General features: G+C 60.6%; 20 protein-coding genes and 2 pseudogenes. 7 read left to right on the forward strand and 15 right to left on the reverse strand.

What is annotated here, in order from left to right; all coding sequences use genetic code 11:
• Positions 1 to 548: 548 nt before the first annotated feature.
• Positions 549 to 893, forward strand: coding sequence for a hypothetical protein (locus B5V02_RS20925; RefSeq protein WP_111546022.1), 345 nt, complete (start codon positions 549 to 551; stop codon positions 891 to 893).
• Between the two features lie 1,119 nt (positions 894 to 2,012).
• On the opposite strand, the gene B5V02_RS40155 is transcribed toward B5V02_RS20925, so the two are convergent.
• Positions 2,013 to 2,297: a hypothetical protein gene (locus B5V02_RS40155; protein ID WP_146606116.1), complete on the reverse strand. Its 285-nt coding sequence runs from the start codon at positions 2,295 to 2,297 to the stop codon at positions 2,013 to 2,015.
• Here B5V02_RS40155 and B5V02_RS20940 point away from each other — a divergent pair.
• The 4 genes and pseudogenes from B5V02_RS20940 (at position 2,296) to B5V02_RS20955 (ending at position 3,837) form a co-directional block, all read left to right on the forward strand.
• Positions 2,296 to 2,562, forward strand: coding sequence for a hypothetical protein (locus B5V02_RS20940; RefSeq protein ID WP_111546025.1), 267 nt, complete (start codon positions 2,296 to 2,298; stop codon positions 2,560 to 2,562). The genes B5V02_RS40155 and B5V02_RS20940 overlap by 2 nt on opposite strands.
• A gap of 120 nt (positions 2,563 to 2,682) precedes the next feature.
• Positions 2,683 to 2,964 (forward strand): annotated as a pseudogene (locus tag B5V02_RS20945) (Ros/MucR family transcriptional regulator); the annotation flags it as partial.
• Positions 2,965 to 3,253: 289 nt separating this feature from the next.
• Entirely contained in the window at positions 3,254 to 3,556 is a 303-nt protein-coding gene (locus B5V02_RS20950; protein ID WP_111546026.1) for a hypothetical protein, read from the forward strand.
• Positions 3,557 to 3,594: 38 nt separating this feature from the next.
• Positions 3,595 to 3,837 carry a hypothetical protein gene (locus B5V02_RS20955; protein WP_111546050.1) on the forward strand — a complete coding sequence of 81 codons (243 nt, stop codon included), beginning with the start codon at positions 3,595 to 3,597 and terminating at the stop codon, positions 3,835 to 3,837.
• Positions 3,838 to 4,193: 356 nt separating this feature from the next.
• On the opposite strand, the gene B5V02_RS20960 is transcribed toward B5V02_RS20955, so the two are convergent.
• Both B5V02_RS20960 and B5V02_RS40690 read right to left on the reverse strand, forming a co-directional pair.
• Entirely contained in the window at positions 4,194 to 4,589 is a 396-nt protein-coding gene (locus B5V02_RS20960; protein WP_111546027.1) for a hypothetical protein, read from the reverse strand.
• 192 nt (positions 4,590 to 4,781) lie between these two features.
• Positions 4,782 to 4,949 carry a hypothetical protein gene (locus B5V02_RS40690; protein ID WP_167458594.1) on the reverse strand — a complete coding sequence of 56 codons (168 nt, stop codon included), beginning with the start codon at positions 4,947 to 4,949 and terminating at the stop codon, positions 4,782 to 4,784.
• A gap of 163 nt (positions 4,950 to 5,112) precedes the next feature.
• On the opposite strand from B5V02_RS40690, the gene B5V02_RS40695 reads away from it, so the two are divergent.
• Positions 5,113 to 5,556 (forward strand): hypothetical protein, encoded by a 444-nt coding sequence (locus B5V02_RS40695; RefSeq protein ID WP_208647119.1) that lies wholly within the window; start codon positions 5,113 to 5,115, stop codon positions 5,554 to 5,556.
• Positions 5,557 to 5,914: 358 nt separating this feature from the next.
• Here B5V02_RS40695 and B5V02_RS20970 read toward each other — a convergent pair.
• The 4 genes and pseudogenes from B5V02_RS20970 to B5V02_RS20985 form a co-directional block, all read right to left on the reverse strand.
• A pseudogene (locus B5V02_RS20970) lies at positions 5,915 to 6,328 on the reverse strand (DUF308 domain-containing protein); the annotation flags it as partial.
• 472 nt (positions 6,329 to 6,800) lie between these two features.
• Positions 6,801 to 7,925, reverse strand: a complete 1,125-nt coding sequence (locus B5V02_RS20975; protein ID WP_111546028.1) for an NAD(P)/FAD-dependent oxidoreductase — start codon at positions 7,923 to 7,925, stop codon at positions 6,801 to 6,803.
• A gap of 86 nt (positions 7,926 to 8,011) precedes the next feature.
• Positions 8,012 to 9,553 carry an amino acid ABC transporter permease/ATP-binding protein gene (locus tag B5V02_RS42295; protein WP_111546029.1) on the reverse strand — a complete coding sequence of 514 codons (1,542 nt, stop codon included), beginning with the start codon at positions 9,551 to 9,553 and terminating at the stop codon, positions 8,012 to 8,014.
• A 95-nt stretch (positions 9,554 to 9,648) separates the two neighbouring features.
• Complete coding sequence (locus B5V02_RS20985) at positions 9,649 to 10,491, reverse strand: ABC transporter substrate-binding protein (protein WP_111546030.1); 843 nt, start codon at positions 10,489 to 10,491, stop codon at positions 9,649 to 9,651.
• A 234-nt stretch (positions 10,492 to 10,725) separates the two neighbouring features.
• Here B5V02_RS20985 and B5V02_RS20990 point away from each other — a divergent pair, with 234 nt between their 5' ends.
• The gene (locus B5V02_RS20990) at positions 10,726 to 11,805 is read left to right on the forward strand and encodes a LacI family DNA-binding transcriptional regulator (RefSeq protein WP_111546031.1); all 1,080 of its coding nucleotides are present in this window, start codon (positions 10,726 to 10,728) and stop codon (positions 11,803 to 11,805) included.
• 208 nt (positions 11,806 to 12,013) lie between these two features.
• Here the strand turns inward: B5V02_RS20990 and B5V02_RS20995 are convergent, their stop codons facing one another.
• From B5V02_RS20995 to B5V02_RS21030, 8 genes are all read right to left on the reverse strand, one after another.
• Positions 12,014 to 13,105, reverse strand: a complete 1,092-nt coding sequence (locus tag B5V02_RS20995) for an ABC transporter ATP-binding protein (protein ID WP_111546032.1) — start codon at positions 13,103 to 13,105, stop codon at positions 12,014 to 12,016.
• Positions 13,106 to 13,146: 41 nt separating this feature from the next.
• A complete protein-coding gene (locus B5V02_RS21000; RefSeq protein ID WP_111546052.1) occupies positions 13,147 to 14,565 on the reverse strand; it encodes an NAD(P)/FAD-dependent oxidoreductase in 1,419 nt (472 codons plus the stop codon).
• Between the two features lie 2 nt (positions 14,566 to 14,567).
• The gene (locus B5V02_RS21005) at positions 14,568 to 15,452 is read right to left on the reverse strand and encodes a PfkB family carbohydrate kinase (RefSeq protein ID WP_245446071.1); all 885 of its coding nucleotides are present in this window, start codon (positions 15,450 to 15,452) and stop codon (positions 14,568 to 14,570) included.
• 64 nt (positions 15,453 to 15,516) lie between these two features.
• Positions 15,517 to 16,377, reverse strand: a complete 861-nt coding sequence (locus B5V02_RS21010) for a carbohydrate ABC transporter permease (protein ID WP_111546034.1) — start codon at positions 16,375 to 16,377, stop codon at positions 15,517 to 15,519.
• Positions 16,374 to 17,315 (reverse strand): carbohydrate ABC transporter permease, encoded by a 942-nt coding sequence (locus B5V02_RS21015; protein WP_245446074.1) that lies wholly within the window; start codon positions 17,313 to 17,315, stop codon positions 16,374 to 16,376. Before B5V02_RS21015 ends, B5V02_RS21010 begins: the two co-directional genes overlap by 4 nt.
• A 29-nt stretch (positions 17,316 to 17,344) precedes the next feature.
• Positions 17,345 to 18,667 carry an ABC transporter substrate-binding protein gene (locus B5V02_RS21020; protein ID WP_111546036.1) on the reverse strand — a complete coding sequence of 441 codons (1,323 nt, stop codon included), beginning with the start codon at positions 18,665 to 18,667 and terminating at the stop codon, positions 17,345 to 17,347.
• Positions 18,668 to 18,696: 29 nt separating this feature from the next.
• Complete coding sequence (locus tag B5V02_RS21025) at positions 18,697 to 19,710, reverse strand: SIS domain-containing protein (protein ID WP_111546037.1); 1,014 nt, start codon at positions 19,708 to 19,710, stop codon at positions 18,697 to 18,699.
• Between the two features lie 190 nt (positions 19,711 to 19,900).
• Positions 19,901 to 20,923, reverse strand: coding sequence for a LacI family DNA-binding transcriptional regulator (locus B5V02_RS21030; protein WP_111546038.1), 1,023 nt, complete (start codon positions 20,921 to 20,923; stop codon positions 19,901 to 19,903).
• Between the last annotated feature and the right edge of the window lie 218 nt (positions 20,924 to 21,141).

Here is a 21,141-nt window from a genome sequence, read left to right on the forward strand (position 1 = left end):
GTCGACATCGGTGCCTCGGAAATCGGGCACCAGAGCTTACCATCACGTACCACCATCGGTCGCTTCATGATTCCTTGGGCTTCAAGGTCTTTGAGCACGAGTGGCTGTATCTGCAACGGCGTGCTTGTCCGCCGGTAGGCGCTCCATCGCGCTACGTCTAGAACTCGGGATTCGCGTGGATCATACCCAATGTAGATTGGTATCACGTGGCAACTCTATAATTTGATGTGAATTTACTCGAATTAAGCATGGCAGCACTGCAAGCGGAAGACCCGAAGTACAGCGGATCGCTACGGGTGGCGCGACGGTATGAGTCCTGCGTACCTTCGCGAGCTTGTCACCTATTGGTGATCCAGCGTCAGCGTGACATCTCCGACTGCGAACTTCGCAGGCGTCACATGACTGCGCTGACCTGAACCATCATTGCCGTTCGCCCAATGAGGAAGGTCGTGAATGGGTTCGGATCTAGGTGCGGTCCTGGCGCAACCGCGACCTCTAGTGCGGTCGTCACTAACGTCCGCTTTTAGGCAGTGGCACAGCTGACTTTGATGACCGGGAGCTCGGCGCTTGGAAGTGCGGCGCTCGCGTGGAATATCTCTCTTGCGCTCGAAAAGCCCGTGCTCGCCATCGTGCCAGGATACGGCATGGCGGACGTCGTTCTTCAGGCGCTCGGTGGCTGGTTCGGTTTCGGCCTCTACGACTATCTTCATGCGAAGAGCTTGATCCAGAACAGCCTCGCGAATGTCGCGCCGCAGACCGCGAGCATTGGCCGCCGATTCTCGGCATCGACACCCGACGCGAAGACTGTGCATGGCGCGCCCGTCTTTCGTCATGGCTCTGGTTCGTCAGACGTGGCCGCAGGGAAGTACGCAGAAGATGCAATACCGGCATGACCACTGTATCAGCGTCAGGTAAGAATATCTCAGTATTTGACCTTCCGTATGGTCTTCTCCCAGAAGGGGGATGTGACCTCTGCCTTCGGAGGGGCGTCGGCTAACCTCTTCTCCAAAATGGAAGATTTCGACTAAGCCGCGTGCCGTCGATGGCAGAAGAACGCCTCTTCGATAGTGGGTCTTGCGATGTAGCGGTCTCCCGCTACCATCACTGTCAATCAACCATATGATATTGTTGTATATTTTTGGCAAAAAAGGGTCCCGAGCGTGACCCCGGGCAGTCTTGATTTCTCTCAACTGGTTGATAATAAAGGTGTTTCGTCTCGGGGGTTCAAAACCTCACCGCTACCACACAGCTAGACAGCTGCCCGACGGCGAAGCCGGCATCATCAACAACAACGAGATGTAGGCGGGCGCCGCTTATTCGCTAAAATCGTCAAGCACGCCCTTGCGGGGGTGACGCCTCTTCCGCCTAGCCGGCAGGGATCGACCCCCGCCATCAGCTGCACCGCCCATCGCCTGTTCTCGGCCTTGCTGTAGCGTTGAACTTGTCGGCTTCGAGATCACCGTCCGAAAGAGAAGGGCGAAACGATAGACCCTCGGGGGGACAGGTCGGTAGAGCGCGCGCCAGAGTGCGTCCGCAGTGCGCTGGCCAAGTTCAAGCATGACGTTGTCGTATGTGTCGGAAATCCGGCAATTGGGGCAGGATAAGAGGTCGGACCCTTGCGGATCACCGACGCAGCTGAGGGGCACTTTGCATCGATTGCAGCCGATCTTAGGAGCGCTTTCGATCATATGGAGGGATATCCTGCTGTTTTGATCAACGACGCAATTACGGTGCCAAGCGCAATTGATCCGTTGCGGGACATCACAGCCACTATATCGCGTGGTGCACGACGTAGGTCGTCGCCGGCTTGTTCTCCACCTTTTGGTACTTCCTTCGTTCGTATGGGTGTGTTCCGCCTATATTAGCGATAGCGTATATATTCGCCAGCCGGCGCCGCTCTCAACCCGCCCCGCCGGTCAGCCCAGCGGCCTAGCTGCCGGTCACTCTTGGCAACCAGGCCGCTGGGCTGTTCGGGCGCGCTGGTGAAGTCGCTCTACGCCCCTCGCTTGGCGCTATCGAATGTCGGCCTCCAGTCGCGATTCCGGTCCCGCTGTTGCCCTTCGTAGTCGGGGATGCATGCGAAGAACATCGGGCCGCTGATCGCGGCCCGCCGCCTTGCAATCCGAGCAGCCGAAGAGCCCGACCAGATCCCAATGCATCGAACCGTGATCCGGGCCAAGCCTGTCGATCAGCGCTTGGATATCGAGCTTTATCGACTTGCAGCACATCGGATGCCCGCAGTTGACGTATATGGTTTCGCGGGCGGCCAAGGTGTCGGCGAGGGTCTTTTGAGGCATGGCGATCTCCGTTGAAGGGGTCGCCGCAACGAAGGATTATATTCCTGATCTCGAAGGCGCCGGCAAGCCAATGTTCGGATTCGGTTCGGTCACACTCGCGCTTGGGGTGATAATCAGACAGCTAGGCTCCAGGCACTGTGACCGTCTACATCGCCGCGCTTGGCGCCCTGATGATCGCCGCGATCTGGCGCTGCTCAGTATGGCTGCTTCGCTCGCGACGGCGGGCCAGGCGCGCCAAGTTGCGCACTTAAAGGCGCTCCAATAAGACGTTGGACAGATAAACAGGGAACCTCCACATGACCGATCACCGCATTGCCGAACTGGCAGGGCTCACCGCCGACGTAGTGTCGGCATTTTGTAAGCAACAACTCAATTCCAGTGACTAGCCGAGCCGCAAACACCAGCGGTCACCCCTAAGAAGTCGGTGTTTCCCGACCACATCGTAAGCTTGGAAGACGGCCGCAAATTCAAGACGATGAAACGCCACCTTGGTTTGCTTGGCATGACGCCAAAAGAATATCGCGCTAAGTGGAGCCTGCCTTCCGACTAACCGATGGTGGCGCCAAACTGCGCCGCGACACGGTCTGCGCTGGCAAAGGCTAGCGGTCTCGGCCGCAAGGCTGAACCTGTTAAGAAGACGCCCGCGAAGCGAAAGGCAAAGGCCTAACGGCCGATCGACGTGACGTAACGTCAAGACTCAGCTAAGCCTAGCGACGCGGCGGATCTGTTCCGTCTGGCCGGCGCCTTTCAGGCAACCTCCCCCCTCTGGCGCCGGCCCTCTTCCTCCATCTGAAATCGTAGCGCGCCTTTTGGGGTGAAGCTTGGTGCGCAGCCCATCAGACACAATCCAGAAACACACCAGAAAAACTCCAGAAATCGTTCAAGCGTATGATCGACTAGAGGGTCAGTTCATCGGCTGCAGCACTGCAGCACTCGCTCGGGTTTGCGACAAAGCGATGCAAAGGATCTCGAACAGCTTGATGGGTGCGTTGCTCGGCATTTCGCTCGTCACGGCTGCAGTTGGAGGATCCGACGCAAAAGTGGCGCCGATCACCCGCACCGAACGTTGCAGCAATCTCAGCCGACAACTTGACGAAGCCCTCGAAACCCATGCCACGGCAACGCAGGTCACCGCGGCAAGGGCACTTCAAAGAAAGGGAAACCGGTACTGCGCCAACAAGAAACAGGCACAGGGAATCCGGATGCTCGCTAACGCTTTGAAGCTGCTTGGAGTGACACCGACCGACCCGGTTCAGTGACGCTCAAATCCGACTTGCACAAAAAAGGAAGTGAAACCATGAAAAAGTCCCTCCTTTCCGCTCTCGGTCTCGCCGTTGCTCTCGCCTTCTCGATGCCGGCTCTCGGCAACGCGGCTGCGACCACGACGGCTGCTCCTGCCGCTGCCACGACGAACCAACATCGCCTTCATCATCACGCTACACCCGCCAAGAAGGCCTGCAAGGCGACCAAGAAACACAAGTGCCCGGTGAAGCACAAGAAGCACACTACGAAGAAGGCAGCCCCTAAGAAGGCCTACTAAGCTCTGCTGTTTCATGAGAAGGCCGTTCAAATCTGCATTCACCTGGGACGGCCTTTTAATCCCGAGCATCGCGAATCTGCGATGTCGCGCGACATTTCAACGCCTCTTCGGCTTCGGCGTGATCTCCTCGATCCGCACCTTTGGGCTTCCGCGATCACACCATAGGCTAACGCGATCCCGCAGTTCACAATACAACTACAAGCGGTTGATTCCTTTGGGATGTAGCCGCTCCCATCAGAGGTCCGTCGCGTGGGGGCACGCGGCGGACTGCTGGTGGCCGGCGGCGCCGGGGTGAGGTTGCGGAAGGCTTGATCGTTACTCGCTCACGCCGGCGGCCCCTTTAGAGCGTATGTTCGTCAGCCGTTCGGATAGTAGCCGCCGTCGGCACCGTCACCCATGTATGTTCCCTGGCCGGTGGCATTCTGAAGCCGCTGACCCAGCGCATCGATCTGTCCCAGCGCCGAACGGCCTCCGGAAGTCAACGCGGTGTGTTGGATAGTATCCGCCTGCTGCATCAGGTCGCGGGCTTGGTCCTGCGTGATCTTACCGACCTGCCTAGCCTCACGGATACCCTGCTTCACGCTCAGCAACTGCACGACCGCTGCTCTCGTTGCCGGATCCACCGGCACCGATGCCGTGGTTGTGGGGTCGACCTGTGCCCTGTGGTGACGGTGCACTGCATAGGCGCTCGAAAGTGGTATGGCCGCGAAGATCGATGCGGCCGCGATGATTTTTGGCATGAAAGAGCGCATGATGACTTCTCCCTATAATCGAAGGAGCGGTAAAAACCGCTCTCCGAAATGGGCCGTCCGGACGCGTCGTGTCGCGGTGTTGGACCATCGCCGGCGGTTCTCGGCCCGCAACGACATGTAAGAGGCCACCCCGGCGTTGGAGTGAGGAGGGAACGCAAACGTTATCCGATGTGATCGAGCGTTGAATTGCGGTCAGCGCTTCTTCGGCGCGATCTCGTCGTTCTGCGCCCTAACACCGTCCTGTACGATCGCCTGTTCAAGCGCCTCTGCGGCTGCCTTGTCCTTCGTCGTTAGCACTGTGCGCCAATGCGGCTTCTCGAACACGCTGACGATGTAGGTTGTGGCCGGTTTGTCGGTCATCTCTTCCCCAGGTCAGTTAAAGCCCGCGCCTCGGCGGGAGAGCGCGGGCCGATCAGGCGATCGAGGCCCGATCTTCGGCAGGCGCGATGGAGGGGCACCAACCTGCCGCGAAGCACAAACATTTAGAGGTCGCTAATGTTCCATCAAGCCGGTTTTGGCCAAAATGACCGTCGCGGCTGCCGGTGAAAGCAAAAAACCGCGTCCGTCATTGCGGCTCCTTGAGGTGGTTGCCGCGAGCGGCGAGCTAGAGCCCGGAAACAGGCTGACAACTGGCCGCAGTGAGTTGCCGGATGCGACGAGCGGTAAGCCCAAGGTCGCGGGTCACGCCTCAAACGTCGTTGCGCACAGCGTTACGTGGTATGAGGGCGGCGGAAACACAATTGTTCAGGCCGACGTGGACGGCAATACGACGGCGGACCTCACGATCATCCTGACGGGTATCAATCACAATCTGACTGGGTTAGATTTTTCTCTAAAAGAAACTTCAGTGGCCCAGGCTGTAGCCGGCGTGAATGATGGACCGCAAATTCGGTCCCGTCGTCAATTTTCCACACCAATTTCGGCCATTAAGGCAACAGTTCTCGCAGGATTCCAGCTTTGGCAATGACTTCAGCCGTGTCCGAAGTTTGCCTTGTGGGCGCAGAAATCGAACAGCGTCCCGTCTTCAACATCGACGGTCCTTAGAAATCTCTCGATCAGCGTCGAGAAAGAAGGCCGACGGACCACCCAAAGGCGCGAAGCTGTGAACGCAACCAAACAGCGCCGAGCCGGCCGCGAAAGAGCGTGCGGTCTGGATTAACAAGGACGCGCAGTGGCATAGCAGGTCTCGAATGTGCGAAATATCATGGCGCGACAAGTCCGCGAATTTTTGCTTTATAGGTGGAAATAGGAACGGGACCTATGGCAACTAAGTCCCCTTCCTCTGGCAAGGGCGGTGGCATGGGATCGTTTGACAGGCGATGCTTTCAGCTAGCCGCCTGGGCCGACTTTCGCCGCACGTCACTCACCGTGAGCCAGACAGCGGAGACGAGGAAGTAGAAGGCGCCGAAGGCGGCATAGGGCGCGACATTGGCGATGTCGATCGTCGCAGCACTGCCCGCCATCTTCACAAAGAAAATGCCTGCCAGTGCCGACTGAGCGCCGCTCAGCACCATTGCCCACTGCGCGCCGGACTTCCAGCGCCTGACCGCGGTTGCAAGCTGAAAGAGGCCCGAAAGGACCGCCCAGACGCCGAAGACTGCGAGCACCGTATTCATGCTTTCGCCGAGAGCGATGCCGACAGCCACCATGGTGATGATGCTGGCGACGAAGTTAAGCAACTGCGTCTTGTTGCGGTTCAAGCCGCCGGTGCGCTGGGCGTCGACGAAGTTGGCCAGCGATCCGTGATCGAGCGTGACTGACCGTGATGCACAACGATCCCACTCGACACCCCACGGTCATTATGGATCACGACTGGTCGCTAATTTCCACCTGAAATCAAGGATTTGCGAGTTTCACTTTGGTCCGCCCAACCTCCGGGCGACGGGTGATAGAAGGCAAATGTGGGCAATTGTCCAGCGAAGGCGTTGTTGGAGGCAAGATATGCGCCCTTCCCTGCCCCACAATGCAGCGCGATTTCGTGCCTCAACCTCCCGAACGCCGGAGATATCGGCAACCGCCGTTCGCTGAAAGGATATAAGGATATGTTGCGCCAGGAACGGCCCAACTGGCCTGCGATCGGGATGACTGAAATGGGCCGAGAGCTGCCAGTCTGCTTTTGGACCTGGAGCGGGGTTCGGAAGCACGTGGTGCGGACATTCAACGACTCCAGCGTGTAGATGATTAGCGGCAGTTCAGATTTTGCAACGATCCTCAAGAAAACCGAGCTGGCCGAAAGTTCGCTAGCAGGGGATTCTCAATGCCGCTGGCGATCTCGCCGGCAAGTAGTTCGCCCGCAATCAGGCCAAGCGTTGCACCACTGTGGCTGAAGGCGACGTAGTATTCCTTGATGTCCTTCAACTGGCCGAATACCGGCTCGCCGTCTGCGGGAATCGGCTTGGGGCCGACACCGTAGCTTTCCAATTCCAGCTTCGGATGGCCCTCGAGAACCTTTGAGGCTTCGTTGAGAAGCCCCTGAACGGTCGAATCCTTCACGCCATAAGTACCGTCCGAATTGACGACCACCTCTTCTTCCGACCAGGCGGAATCGAGCGCGAGGGCTCCGTCCGGCGTCGGGCGAATGGCGACGCGCGGCGTGTTGAGCACGGCCCGAAGAGCTAAGTCGACCGGCTTAGTCCTGACCAGCAGAGCGATCGGTGTCCCATCTGCGATATGCTGGCCTGAGGCCGCAACCATTCGCGGCACATCACCGCCGGTCGCCAAGAGGACAGCATCAGCAGGGAAGTTGATGCCGCTTGTCGTGGTGGCGCCAGTGGCACGACCATCGACAACCGTGACCGTGGCCCTGCCGGCATCAGTGACCAGTCGCCCGCCGCGCTCCACGAATTCCGCAATCAATATCTCGATCAGCGACGGCAGGTCGACCCACCCTTCACCCGGATTGAAGATCGCGCCTTGAGGCGTGACAGCGCTTGCATCGATGCCCGGCGTGACTGACGCTATCGCGCCTTCGGACAGATGCTGCGCGCCATAGCCGAGGGATTTTTCATGGGCGAAGATATCCGCAATCTCGTTCGAGGCGTCGTCCGCATCCCATGTCAGGCCACCATCGAAACGCAGCCACGCAGCATCCGGATATCTCGCCGACAGCGTCCGGTAGCGTTCAATGCCGATCATACGCAGGCGATGATATTCAGCCGACCGCTTGCGCGCGGAATTGAGCCAGGCGAGCGAGCGGCCGGACGCCCCCTTGGCGGGCGGTCCATCATTGACGAGGATCGTTTCGATGCCAAGCCGCGCAAGATGAACAGCTGTGGAGACACCGAAAATGCCGCCCCCGACAACGACGACCTTTGAGACCGGATGTGATATAGCCATGGATGTTCTTTCACTGTGCAGAGGATAGGTTGAGCGGCCGGGGCGAAGGCGTTTCCACGCGTCTCTCGGCCAAGCGATGATGCGGATTACAGCACTTCGGCAAGGAAGTGCTTCAAGCGCGCACTTTTCGGAGTGTCGAAGATCGCAGCGGGCGTGCCGGCCTCGATGACACGGCCCTCATCCATGAAGATGACCTGATCGGCGACCTTACGGGCAAAGCCCATTTCATGGGTCACGACCACCATCGTCATGCCACGCCGGCCGAGATCCGCCATCAAGTTGAGGACACCCTTCACCAGTTCGGGGTCAAGAGCGCTGGTCACCTCGTCGAACAAGATGACTTCCGGGTCCATTGCCAGCGCACGGGCGATTGCCACACGCTGTTGCTGGCCACCGGATAGGCTGCCGGGACGATGGTGTTTGCGGGCGGCGAGCCCAACATCGGCAAGGCGCGACTCGGCGATGCGCTCGGCCTCCTGCACTGGGATTCCCTTGACCTTGGTCAGCGACAGCATGACGTTTTCAAGGGCTGTGTGGTCGGGAAACAGGTTGAAATGCTGGAACACCATGCCGACACGCCGACGCAGCTTTTCAGGCTTCATCGCCAGAGTGCTCGCGCCATCGAGCAGCACGTCGCCACCTTTCGGCTCGACCAGGCGGTTGAGGCAGCGCAACAGGGTCGACTTACCCGAACCTGACGGGCCGATGACACAAGTGACCGTGCCAGGCTTGACCGTCAGGCTGACGCCCTTGAGGACCGCGAGATCGCCGTAGGACATGTCGAGATTGGTGATCGCGAGACTGCCGCCCTTGAAGCGGGGAAGCGCCGAGATGTCTTCAGGGCGGGCCTCCGAAGGTGGACCGCTGATGGCGCTTTCCAGTTCGCTCACCTCGGCAAGACCGCTGGTGACGAGGCCGGCCTTTTGCTTTCCGACCCGCAGCGAGTTGTCGATGTAGTTGACCACATGGGTCAACGGCACGGTGATGACGAGATAGAACACGCCAGCCAGAAGCAATGGCGAGAGGTTTCCTGTGACCACCGCCTGGTCCTGGCCGACGCGGAAAATCTCGCGCTCCGACGCGAGCAGGCCGAGGAAATAGACGAGGCTCGAATCCTTGACGTTGCCGATGAACTGGTTGACCAGAGCCGGCAAGACGCGACGGATGCCTTGCGGGATGACGATCAGGCGCATGCCTTGCCCGTAGCTCATGCTGAGCGCCCTGCAGGCTTCCATCTGCCCGCGCTCGACGCTCTGGATGCCCGAACGGAAGATTTCGCCGATATAGGCGCCGGCGATCAGGCTGAGGGCGAGAATGCCGAGCGGATAGGGCGAGGGTCCGAAGATTTCACGGCCTATGCGGGCGAAGCCCTGGCCGATCAGCAGAATCGTGACGATCGCCGGAAGGCCACGAAAAATATCGGTGTAGACCCGGGCCGGAATGCGCAACCAGCGCGATTGCGAGATGCCCATGACCGCGAGGATCATGCCGAGGATAACCCCGAGCACCGTGGAAGTGGCCGCGAGGATCAAAGTGTTCTTCAATCCAATGGTGATCATGCTCGGCAGCACGTCCGCCATGGCCTGCCAGTCGAGGAAACTGCGGCGCAGGTTTTCAAGCCAGTTCATTCGATCCCCTTCCATTGCGCCATTCGCGCCGCCCAGAAATCAGGCGCAACAGCATGTCTTCCAGCCGCCGGCTTCACGGCCGGCGGCTGGTGCGGTCACTTCTTGGGGAGATATTGGTCAGGCATCGGCGAGCCGGGGAACCACTTCTCATAAAGCGTCTTCCAGGTGCCGTCCTGCATGGCCGCATGCAGGGCCGTGTTCAGCGCATCGCGAAGCTTGTCGTTGCCCTTGCGCACGACGAAGCCCGCAGGCGCGTCGAAGGAAGGAATATTGACCGCTATCGTCAGCCCCGGATAACGCTCGCCATATTGCTTGGCGGCCTCGTAATCGAGGAAATGCGCGTCGACGGTTCCATTGTTGAGCGCGGAAACGGCGGAGTTGTTGTCAGGGAATTTGACGAGATCCGTCCCGACAAAATTCTTCGCCGCATAGATTTCCTGCAGCGTACCCTGCACGACGCCAAGACGCTTGCCCTTAAGCCCATCCGCCGAAGTTATCGCCTTGTCGGCGGTAAGCACCGAGAGATAGCCTGCGAGATAGCCGTCGGAAAAGTCGACTGTCTTCTTGCGCGCTTCCGTCGTGCCGATCGCCGCGACCGCCACGTCGAAGCGCTCATTGGCAACCGAAGGCATCAGCGCCGAGAACTCCTGACCGGTGAAGATCACCTGATCGGGTTTGAATCCAAGGCGGCTTGCGACGTTCCGGAAGAATTCAATGTCGAAGCCCGTGAACGTTCCATCCGCCTGAGTGAAAGCGTAGGGTTTGGCGTCTCCCATGGTACCGACGCTGATGACCTTCGCATCGATAAGGCCATAGGGATTGTCATCTGCGGCAGCAGCCCGCGAAACCAAACCTGCTCCAATGCACACAACCATAAGAGCCATTGCGCCGGCCTTTACCGGCGACATCAACGACTTGAGAATTCCAATCCTGCTCATGTCTTCTCTCCACTCTGAAGGTCTGTTCTTCTTGGCACTTACGTTGAGCCCGTAATTTCACGCCTCACATCCTCCGTAGCCGCGATAGCGGTTGCACGGCAGGCAGTCATCACGCCTCTTGGCTCGATCATTTTCTCAAAAGAGACCGGTCTCTTATTGCGTGAGACCGGTCTCTTTGATAATCGTTAACGCCAGATTGACCTTCCGTCAACAACTCTTGTAGTCGTTCATCCTATGAAAAGAACCGCGCCCAAAACCCGGTCGATAACAGTCAGCGACGTCGCCCGCGCGGCAAACGTGTCGAAAGCGACGGCCGCGCGCGTGCTCGGTGGATATGGCGTCGTCAGCGACACGATCCGCGCCGACGTCATGGCCGCAGCCAAGACACTGGACTACCGTCCGAACGAGCTGGCCCGCAGCATGACGACCGGTAGGTCCGGCATCATCGGGGTGGTGGTCGGCGACATCGAGAACCCATTCTTCAGCCTCGCGGTGCGCGGCATCAGCGACGCGGCAAGGGCAGCCGGATTCAACGTCATTCTGGCCAATTCCGGCGAGCGGATCGAGATGGAAAAAGCAGCGGTGCGGCTGTTGATCGGCAAGCGCGTCGACGGGCTGATCGTCACGCCTTCGGAATCGCGTGACATCTCGCACTTGCGCGACATCCATCGTTCAGGCCGCCCGCTTGCCCTGCTTGACCGGGCGCTGCCCGATCTGGATGTCGATACGGTCACGGTCGACGATCGCTGCATCGCCATGCAAGCGACCCGCATCCTTGCGGATGCCGGCCACCGCAATATCGCCTATGTCACCGCGGTCGACGCCGAGGGGCATGAATACCGCGATCTCGGGCAAATCTACACCTCGTCGGTTCGCGAGCGTATCGACGGTTTCCTCACCGTGTGCCGAGACGCCGGAATTGATCGGCCAGAGCGCTATGTTCGCCTTGGTGCAACAAGCCCCGACCAAACGCGCAGGGTCGCCGACAAGCTGTTGTCCGGGCCCGATCGGCCGACGGCGATCCTTGCCTCCGACAGCCTCATAGCGCTGGAGATATTCAGGGTCATCCGACAGCGCGGCCTCCGGGTTCCCGAGGATATTTCGCTGATCACCTTCCATGATGCGGACTGGACGAGCGTCACAACCCCGCCCATCACCGTCGTCGATCAGCCCGTCTACGCGCTTGGAAAAAGCGTCGCGGAACTGCTCATTCGTCGCCTGAAGGGCGAAACAAGACCGCCCGAAAGGCTCATTCTGCCGACCGCGATCATTGAGCGCGGATCCGTTGGCCCGCCCTCAAACAGAAAGCCGTAGATGCCTACGTCAAGCGGGGGTGCGGCATCCAAATTGAAATGTCCGAACCCAAGGGAAAAGTCGAAGCGCGGCGTTTGAAGGCTGACGCGAATCGATGCGCCTGACGGCCACGGACCTTGCCGATGTCAAAAGGTAGCGGTCAGCGCCGCGTGCAATTCGGCACGTCCCGTCTCTGGCGACAGGCAGGTCCCGTTTATCCGTGGGCGGCTTACTGCTGGAGGACCGAACATCCATCTGCATCGAAGATATGAAGATCGCCTGGGTTGGCGTTCAAACGCACCGTCGCACCACGCTTGACCTCGAGATTGCCAGGTAGCTTGGTGACCAGTGGCAGGTCGGCGCGACCGATATCGACATAGACCAGCTGCACCTCGCCGAGTTGCTCGACAAAGTCGACCTTTCCCTCGAACAGGAAATCAGACCCGGTGACGATGAACAGGTCCTCCGGCCGCACGCCGAAGCTGACGGCTGCTCCCTTGGCGGACGCCGGCGTCGGCAAGGGCACATTGACCTTGTTTCCGCCGATATGGCTGATTGCCGTTGTCGCACCGGCGGTCTCTATCCTCGCCGGCACGATGTTCATGGCCGGAGAGCCGATGAACTGGGCAACGAACAGATTGCCGGGCCTTTTGTAGAGATCCATCGGCGTGCCGACCTGTTCGACATAGCCGTCCTTCAGCACCACGATGCGGTCGGCCAGCGTCATCGCCTCGACCTGGTCGTGGGTGACATAGATCATCGTCGTGTTCGGCATCGATTCCTTGAGCTTGGCGATCTCGATGCGGGTGGCAACGCGCAGTGCCGCGTCGAGATTCGACAATGGCTCGTCGAACAGGAACACCTTGGGATTGCGCACGATGGCGCGGCCGATGGCGACGCGCTGGCGCTGGCCGCCCGACATCGCCTTGGGCAGACGATCGAGATACTTGGTCAGCTGCAGGATTTCCGCCGCCTGTTTTACCCTTTGGTCGATCTCGGCCTTGCCGACCTTGGCGATCCGCATGCCGAAGGCCATGTTCTCGTAGACCGTCATATGCGGATAGAGCGCATAGGACTGGAACACCATGGCGATGCCCCGCTTCGACGGCGGCACGTCATTGATCACTTCGCCATCGATGCACAGGTCACCGGATGTGATTTCCTCCAGCCCGGCGATCGACCGCAGCAAGGTCGACTTGCCGCAACCCGAAGGGCCAACGAAGACGATGAACTCGCCCGATCTTATGTCGAGGTCGATGCCATGGAGGATATCGACACTGCCGTAAGACTTCCTGATTTGCCTGAGGGTCAGATCGGCCATTGTGCTCTCCTCGATTGCATGACGCTGGGCAAGATGCTCGCCTATTTCTTGCGGCGGCCAGGCTTCAGCCCGGCCAGCAGATTGGTGATCCTGTCCGCCTTCCGGTTGCGGATCTCGGCTTCGTTCTTGCCGCGCACCGCGCTGCGGACGAGCTTGGCGCCGAGGTAGCGGAACGGCTCTGGCGGCAGCGACATGCGCCGCGCGATGCCGACCAGGCCACTGGCGCTCCAGCGATCCTTGCGCTCCAGGACAAGGCTGGCCAGGATGCGTCCGGCAATCGGCGTCTGCGCAATGCCGGTTCCGTTGAAGCCCATGCCGTAGAAGATGTTGGGATGGCCGCGTAGGTGATCGAAGACGGGAACGTGTTCGGGCACGCAATCGATGGGGCCTGCCCAGTCATACTCGACCGGCACGCCACGCAGCGCCGGATAGACCCGATGCAACTCCCGCACATTGTCGCGGCCATGCTCCGGACTGCGATTAAAGTTGGCGCCGAAATTCCCGCTGAAGGCCACATTGCCGCTGCCGCGACCGAAGACCACCCTGCCCGTGGTGGTGCGCTGATAATAGAGCACCTGGTTCTGGGAATCGCAGATCGAGGCGCCATCGCGCCAGCCAATGCTGTCGAGCAGGTCCGGCACGGCGGCAGTGGCGATTACCTGGCTGTCGACGACATAGAGATGGCGGCGCAGTTCCGGCAGGGCCGAGAGCCAAGCATTCGCGGCAAGCACGACCTTCTCGGCCTGCACTATGCCTTGCGCCGTGCACACCTTGCATGTCCTGCCGGGTTCGATATCGAGGACCGGGCTGCGCTCATGGATGATCACGCCACGCGCCAATGCCAGGTTGCGCAATCCGATCGCCAGCTTGGCCGGATGGACCGTACCGGCATTCGTCTCGACGACGCCGACATAGGATGCGGATGAACCGGTGCGGCGTTCGATGTCGTCGGCCGTCAGCGGCTTGAAACGGTTCTCTCCAACCGCCGCCGTCATGGCAACGGCGTGCTCCCATGCGCCTTCCTGGGCAATCGAGCTCGCGGTCCACAGCCATCCGTCCAGCCGCAGATCCATGTCGATCGTGCCGTTTTGCTGCAGCGCCTTCAACTCCGCAATCGACGCCACCGTGTCGGCACAGAGTTGTCGCGCCTCTTCGAGGCCGACGACCCTGCTGATCTGGTCGAGCTCGGCGAACCACGAGTGGACCTGACCACCATTGCGCCCCGAGGCACCTGAACCACAGAGGTCCGCTTCAAGCACAATGACCCGCGTTTCGGGAGCAAGCTCGCGGATACGCAGTGCCGTCCACAGGCCGGTGTAGCCGCCACCGACGATTACCGCATCGGCGCGCTCATTGCCCTGCAATGGCTCAGTCACCGCGCCGGCGCCGATATCCTGCAGCCAGAACGACCGGTCGGAAGGAAGCGCTACTGCCGGCTGTCGCAAACGAAGTGTCGTCACGGTCAGGCTCCCTGCGCGCCGGTGGTGAAGCTGGCGTATTTGGCCGGCAGCCATTCTGGTATGGGACGTGGCTTCTGGGGAAATCCGCCGAGATGAATACAGGTCTGCGCCGCCGCCACTGAAGCCATGTGCAGCGCTTCGGCTGCCCCCCGGCCTTCGAAGCGGAGCGCGGTCAGGAATGTGGCGATGAAACTGTCGCCGGCACCGCATGTGTCGACCACGTCGACCGGTGTGGCCGGCGCATGCACGACGCCCTTGCCGTCGTCGAAATAGGAGCCGCGGCGTCCGCAGGTGACGACAACCTGCCGCGCACCGGCGGCCCTGAGTGCGGTGAGCAACGGCTCGACCGGCTTATCGACCTCGTCGGGTCCAGAGGCAAACAGCAGTGGCACACCGTCGAGCGGCAGCGCCAGATGCGCCGTCGATACGTCGATGCTGAACGGCACATGGTCTGCCACCAATCGTCGGACAAGGTCCTTGTTGGCGTTGGTGCCGAGATGCGCCCAGTCGGCTCTGGCGAGGGCCGCATAATGCTCCGGCGCCGGCATGTAGTTTTCACCGACCCCGAAAGATTCGTGCAGGAACTTGCGCTCACCGGATTCATCACGGAGCAAGGTGACGGCAGTGTCGCCGGGGCGCCGTTCGACATCGTCTGGCGACAGGCCGACACCTGCCAGTTCGGCAAGCACCACGTCACCCTCGGGGTCCTCGCCGACGGCGCCGAAATAGCGTGCCGTCCAGCCGTTGCGCCGCCACTGCGCTGCAACATTCAGCGCGTTGCCACCGACGGTGAGCAGGCCGCTGGTGAGATAGGTGTCGAGGCAATTGTCCCCAACGGCGACGAGCTTTGGCTGCGTCATGCCGGCACCCGGAAGGTCGGAAGGCAAATGTCGGCTCCGATCAGCTGATGGAAAGCGAGCTGCGGCATGAAGGGGTCCTTTCAGGGAATGGCTACTTGCCGATGCCTTCGGACAGGCCACGAATGAAGTAGCGCTGCGCGGCAAAGAACACGATCACGATGGGCAAGGCCGAGATCGTCATGGCGGCGAAGACAACGGCATAGTTGGTCCCGTGCGTTGCCATGATCGAGGTGAGGCCAACCGGCAGCGTCTGCACATCGCTGCCACTCGTGAAGATCATGGCGAACAGATATTCGTTCCAGGCGAACAGAACATGCAGGATGACGCATGAGATGATGATCGGCCGGCACAGCGGCAGGGTGATGCGCCAGAATATCTGGCCTTCGCTGGCGCCGTCCATCGTCGCCGCCTCGTCGATATCTCCAGGCAGATCCAGCATGTAGGCGCGGATCAGGAAGGTGGTGAACGGTACCCGGAACGCCGTGTACAGAATGATCAGTGCCCAGTAGGTGTTGTAGAGGCCAAGCGCCTGCAGCATCTTCACCAGCGGAATGATCGCCACGGTGGGGCTCAGCATCAGCCCGCCCAGCACGATAGCGATGACCAGCGGCTTTGCCGGCATCCTGGTCCGGGTCAGGCCGAAGGCGGTCCAGGCGCTGATGAGCACCGTGCATATGGCGGAGGCCACGGTCACCAGGACGGAGACCGTCACATAGCCGCGAACGCCCTGATTCCACGCCTGGACATAATTGTTCCATGACCAATGGACAGGCAGGGCGAAGGGATCGCCGAAGATCTGCGCATTGTCCTTGAAGCCGCTGAGCGCCATCCAGATCAGCGGATAGATGACGACGACGCCGAGGCAGACGAGGAACGAATAGAGGAATGTCCTGGCGATGACCGACCACACATTCACATGCCGGGCCCGCCCGGCCGCAACGGTCGCGCTCATAGCTGCACCCGGCGACGCTTGGTGTACCAGAGCTGTGCCGCGCCGGTAAGCATGGTTAGAACGAAGATGACGGCGGCGATCGCGGAGCCATAGCCGAAATTGTCCTCGATGAAGGCCTTCTGGTAGAGCCATGTGCCAAGGACCTGGCTGCTGTTGTTAGGCCCGCCCGCGGTCATGACCATGACCTCGTTGAACACCTGGAACGCGCCGGTGATGGTGACGATGATCATCAGCCCAGTCATTTCCCGCGTCAGCGGAAAGGTGATGCTCCACAGGCGGCGGAGCGGACCGGCTCCGTCCATCGTGGCGGCGTCGTAGAGGTCGCGCGGGATTTTCTGAATGGCGATGGCAAACAGCAGCGTCGAGTAGCCAAAACCCTGCCATTGGCTCATGGCAATGATGGCGTAGATGGCCGTGTGCTCGTTGCCGAGCCAGGGCAGGACGAGCTGGCTGAGACCAACGCGGCTGAGCGCCGCATCCAGCAAGCCGATCTGCGGCTGGTAGATGAAGTAGAACAGCAGGCCGGTCACTGTGATCGAGATGGCGGAAGGCACGAAATAGATGGCGCGCCACAAGCGGCGCCAACGCTCGCTCCTCAGATCCTCGATGATGGCCGCCAGCAGAAACGCGCCGAAGACCTGAAAGACGATGGAGATGATGGCGTAAAGGCAGTTGTTCCAGAGCGCGAGGAGCACGACTGGGTCATGCAGAAGCCGGTCGTAGTTGGCGAGGCCGACATTGGTGACCTCGCCGGTATAGATATCCTGGTCGGTGGTGCTGACGATGAAGTTGTCGACGATCGGATAGTAGACGAACCAGCCGATGAGGATCAGCGCGATCGCGGCCCATCGGAACGACAACAGATTGCCGAAGCGGGTCCGTAAGCTTTTTGGCCTTTGCGGCCTGGCGGCGCCGCGTACCGCGGCGCCGCTTTCCATTGTGTCCGATGTCCTGACCATTGTCTGCTTTATTTGGCTGCGGAGGCGGCCTTGCGCACCTCGTCCATCACTTGCTCAGGCGTCATCGAGCCACCCGCCAGCGCCTGCAGGCTGGACAGCCAGACAGCAGCGATGCGCGGTGGATTGGCCGTATCGAGCCAGGGCATCAGGAACGAAGCCGCATTGATCTCCTTGAGGCCGTCGACCACCGATACACTCATGTTCGATTCCGAGGCGCCGCCGATGGTGGCGCTCGGTTGACCATAGGGTGGCGCGGACAGGATCTGCGCGTTTTCCGTCGAGGTCACGAACTTCATGAAATCGATCGCCAGCGGGATGTTTTTCGACGCCGCGTTGATCATGTAGCCCTCTGGCGCGCCCTCGATCGACTTGGGATCACCCTTGGCGCCATCGGGCACGGGCAGTTTGAAAAAGCCGAAATCGGCAGGCTTCAGCGCCGAGTCCGACGTGGCAGCCTGATCGAACTCAATGATCTCCTGATAGTACATGGCTGACTGCGCGTTGGTGAAGGCCTGGAGAGCCGAGGCATAGGACGTGCCGTTGACGCCGGCGCCGTCGGTGCAGCGTTCGACAAGCTGGCTGAATTGGTTGAGCGCTGCGACATAGCCCGGATCGGTGTATTCAGCCGTGGCCGGATCGAAGTCGCGTTCCAGCGTTAGCTGCGCCACATTGTAGGCGAGCAACTGGCCCGCAAAGTGGATTGCCGGCCACGCTTCCTTGTTGCCCAGCGAGATCGGCGTCGCGCCGGATTTGCGAATGGCATCGCAGCTCGTCAGCAGTTCCTCGAAATTGGCTGGCGCCTTCAAGCCGAGCTTGGCGAAGATCTGCTTGTTGTAGCCCATGAACTTGGCATCCTGATAAAGCGGGATGCCGTAGAGCTTGCCATTGTACTCGAACGCTTTGACGGCCGCCGGAGAGAGCGTCTTGCCCCAGTCGGTATCGGGGCCGATGACCTTGCTCAGGTCGACGGCGCGATTGCCGCGGACGAAGTTGCCACCCCAGCTGCCCGTCCAGGAGAAGTAGACATCGGGCAGCGAGTTCGAAGCGACCAGCGTCTTCGTCTTACCCTTCACGCTGTCGTCGCTTTCCTGGATGAGTTCGACCTTAACGCCCGGATGGAGCTTCTCGTATTCCTGCGCCAGATTGACGAAATAGGGCGACAGCTGCTGCAGCCCGAACTTGGTCAGGATCGACAGCGTGCCGCTATATTCGACCTTGGCGTTGGGATCGGCCGCGACAGCCGGCGAAGCAGCGGAACTGCCGTACATCGACAGCCCCAATGATGATACCGCGGCCACTGTGACCGCCACGACTTGCAGCGAACGTTTCATAAGCAGCTCCTTCAGAGGTTGAGAGGGGATCAGTATTCAACGCGTTTGTAGTAGCGACGGGTCGTCAGCGGGTGGTTGCGCAGCACCTCGAGATGCGCGCTCAGCCGCTCGAGCAAGGTCGCGAGCAGGACCGGCGAGATCATGCCGCGCACCTGCTGGGAGATGCCCGGCAATTTAACCGAGGCGGCATCCAGTGTGCGGACGCGGTCGGTGTAGCGCCTGGCGAAGTTCTCGACCCGATCGGCCAAGGGCCGAAGGGCGTCCTCGCCCTTGAACACGAAGACGCTGACGCCCGGCTCGACCAGCTCGAGCGTGCCGTGGAAGAAGTCCGCGGCGTGCACCGGGCGGGTACGGATCCACTGCATCTCTTCGAGGATGCACATGCCGTAATAGTTCGCCTCCGGCCACACCGAGCCGGCGCCGGTGAAGATGTGATAGGTCTCGTCCTTGATGGTCGCGGCCAGTTCGGCGGCCTTGTCTTCGAAGGCGGCTTTCGCATCGGCGAGCAGGCCGGGCAGCAGCTGGAGTTCGGCGACAGCCGCGTCGAAGCCGTCATATTCGCCGCGCTCGGCCAGCAGCGCCAGGACGATCAGCAGCGTCTGCAGGTAGAACGATTCCGAGGAGGTGTCGTCCTCGGCGAAGTTCGTGAAATTGTGGTCGGCTTCCTGCGCGATCGGCGTGTCCGAGTGGCCGGTGAGCGAGACGGTGCGCACGCCTCGCTTCTTCAGGAAAGCCATGAGCTCGACGCCCTCCTTTGTCGTGCCCGACAGCGAGGGAATGACGACCACGGCCTTGTTGTCGAGACCGGCCGGCGGATCGAGAACGACCTGGGCCGGATATGCAGCGCTCACCGGGAAGGTGGAGTAGCGATGCGCCAGCTCGATCGCGGGTAGGGTCAGAAGCTGCACGCCGCCGGTACCCATGAAAAACAGTCGCTCGACGCCTTCCGCAAGCAGCGTGCGCATGAGCGAGCGTGCCTCGCCGGCGATGGAAACGGCACCGCTCTGGATCTTTATGAAGCGGTCCTTATCAAAGTTCAGCATGTAGTTCTTCCTCGTACTTCGGATGCGGCAGAGCGTCTGCCTTGGCGCAAGCGTCGATGCGCCGTCTAACCAGTCTTCGATCAATACGGATGTGAGATCGATCTCACATCGCGATAATGGGCACGAATTTTCGCGGCTGGCAAGTCCCCTCGCGATGAAATTTGTCGAAACTGGAAGATTCTGGTCCCGGTCAGCGCCCGTGGAGCTGTGCGACCGAGCCACGGACAATCAGGCGCGTCGGGAACCGGATATGACGCGGCGCGATCTTCTTGCCGGCTAACCGTTCAAGCAGAAACCTGGCGGCGAGCGGACCGATCTCGGAGATCGGCTGGGCCACGACCGTGATCTGCGGATCGGTGAAGGTGGCGAGATTGAAGTCGTCGAAGCCGACCAGCGACACGTCGTGCGGGATCGAAAGCCCCATTGAGCGCAGGCCGAGAAGCGCGCCCTGGGTCATCAGGCTGTCCACCGTGAACAGGGCGGTCGGGCGGTTGCGGCGGCTGAACAGGCGGATGGTAGCGTCGACAGCATGCTCGACTGTCGAACGCGCGACGCCGATCAGCGATTCGTCGAGCGCTATGCCATGCGACTGCAATGAATTCTGATAGCCTGCGAGGCGTTCCTGCGCGGTGAAGATGCGTGAGTCATCGCGCAACAGGCCGATACGGTCGTGTCCATTGGAAACGAGGTAATCCACCGCTTCGCGCGCGCCGCCTTCGTTGTCGACGACGACGCTATCGCATTGCAGTTCCTTTACGACGCGATCGATCAGCACGACCGGTGCGCCTTCGTGCGCCAGCTGCACGATGTGCTGGTTATCGGTCGCCGATGTCGGCGCCAGAATGAAGCCGCGGATGCTCAGCGAGCGCAGGCTCTCCAGCAACTCCTTTTCCTGCTCGACGTTCTCTTCGCTGCTGGCGATCAGAAGATTGTGGCGGTGCTTGCGCAGCTCGACCTCTATGTCGTGCGCGATTCGGGCGAAGAACGGATTCTGGATGTCGCCGGGCACGAAGCCTACGATCGGCAACTGTCCGCTGCGCAGCGCCTGCGCGACGAGGTTGGCCCGATAGCCCAGCCTTTCGGCTGCTTCAAGCACGCGGAGCGCTGTCTCGTCGCCAACGTAACCATAGCTGTTCAGCGCCCGCGCGGCCGTGGCGCGCGACACCTTAGCCGCTGCGGCAACGTCTTTTAGTGTGATTCCTTTCTGCGTCACGGGTAACTGTCCTTCTGCGGCTTGGACATTGCGTCAGATCGCCATTCTCGGCTCGGCGTTGCAGCCACCGTTGTGCCGCATATCCGCGCGTTCTCAAACTGCCAACACTTGCTTGTGCGCGTTCTTTCCATAAGTGCCTCGTCGCCGATTTGGAAAGAGGCGCCAGATCTGCATAGACCGTCCTTCCTGCGAAAACAGTTAGGCCTTCAGTTTTGGCC

Origin of the sequence: Mesorhizobium kowhaii (assembly GCF_003253745.1) — a bacterium.
GTDB classification, from domain to species: Bacteria; Pseudomonadota; Alphaproteobacteria; order Rhizobiales; family Rhizobiaceae; genus Mesorhizobium; species Mesorhizobium kowhaii.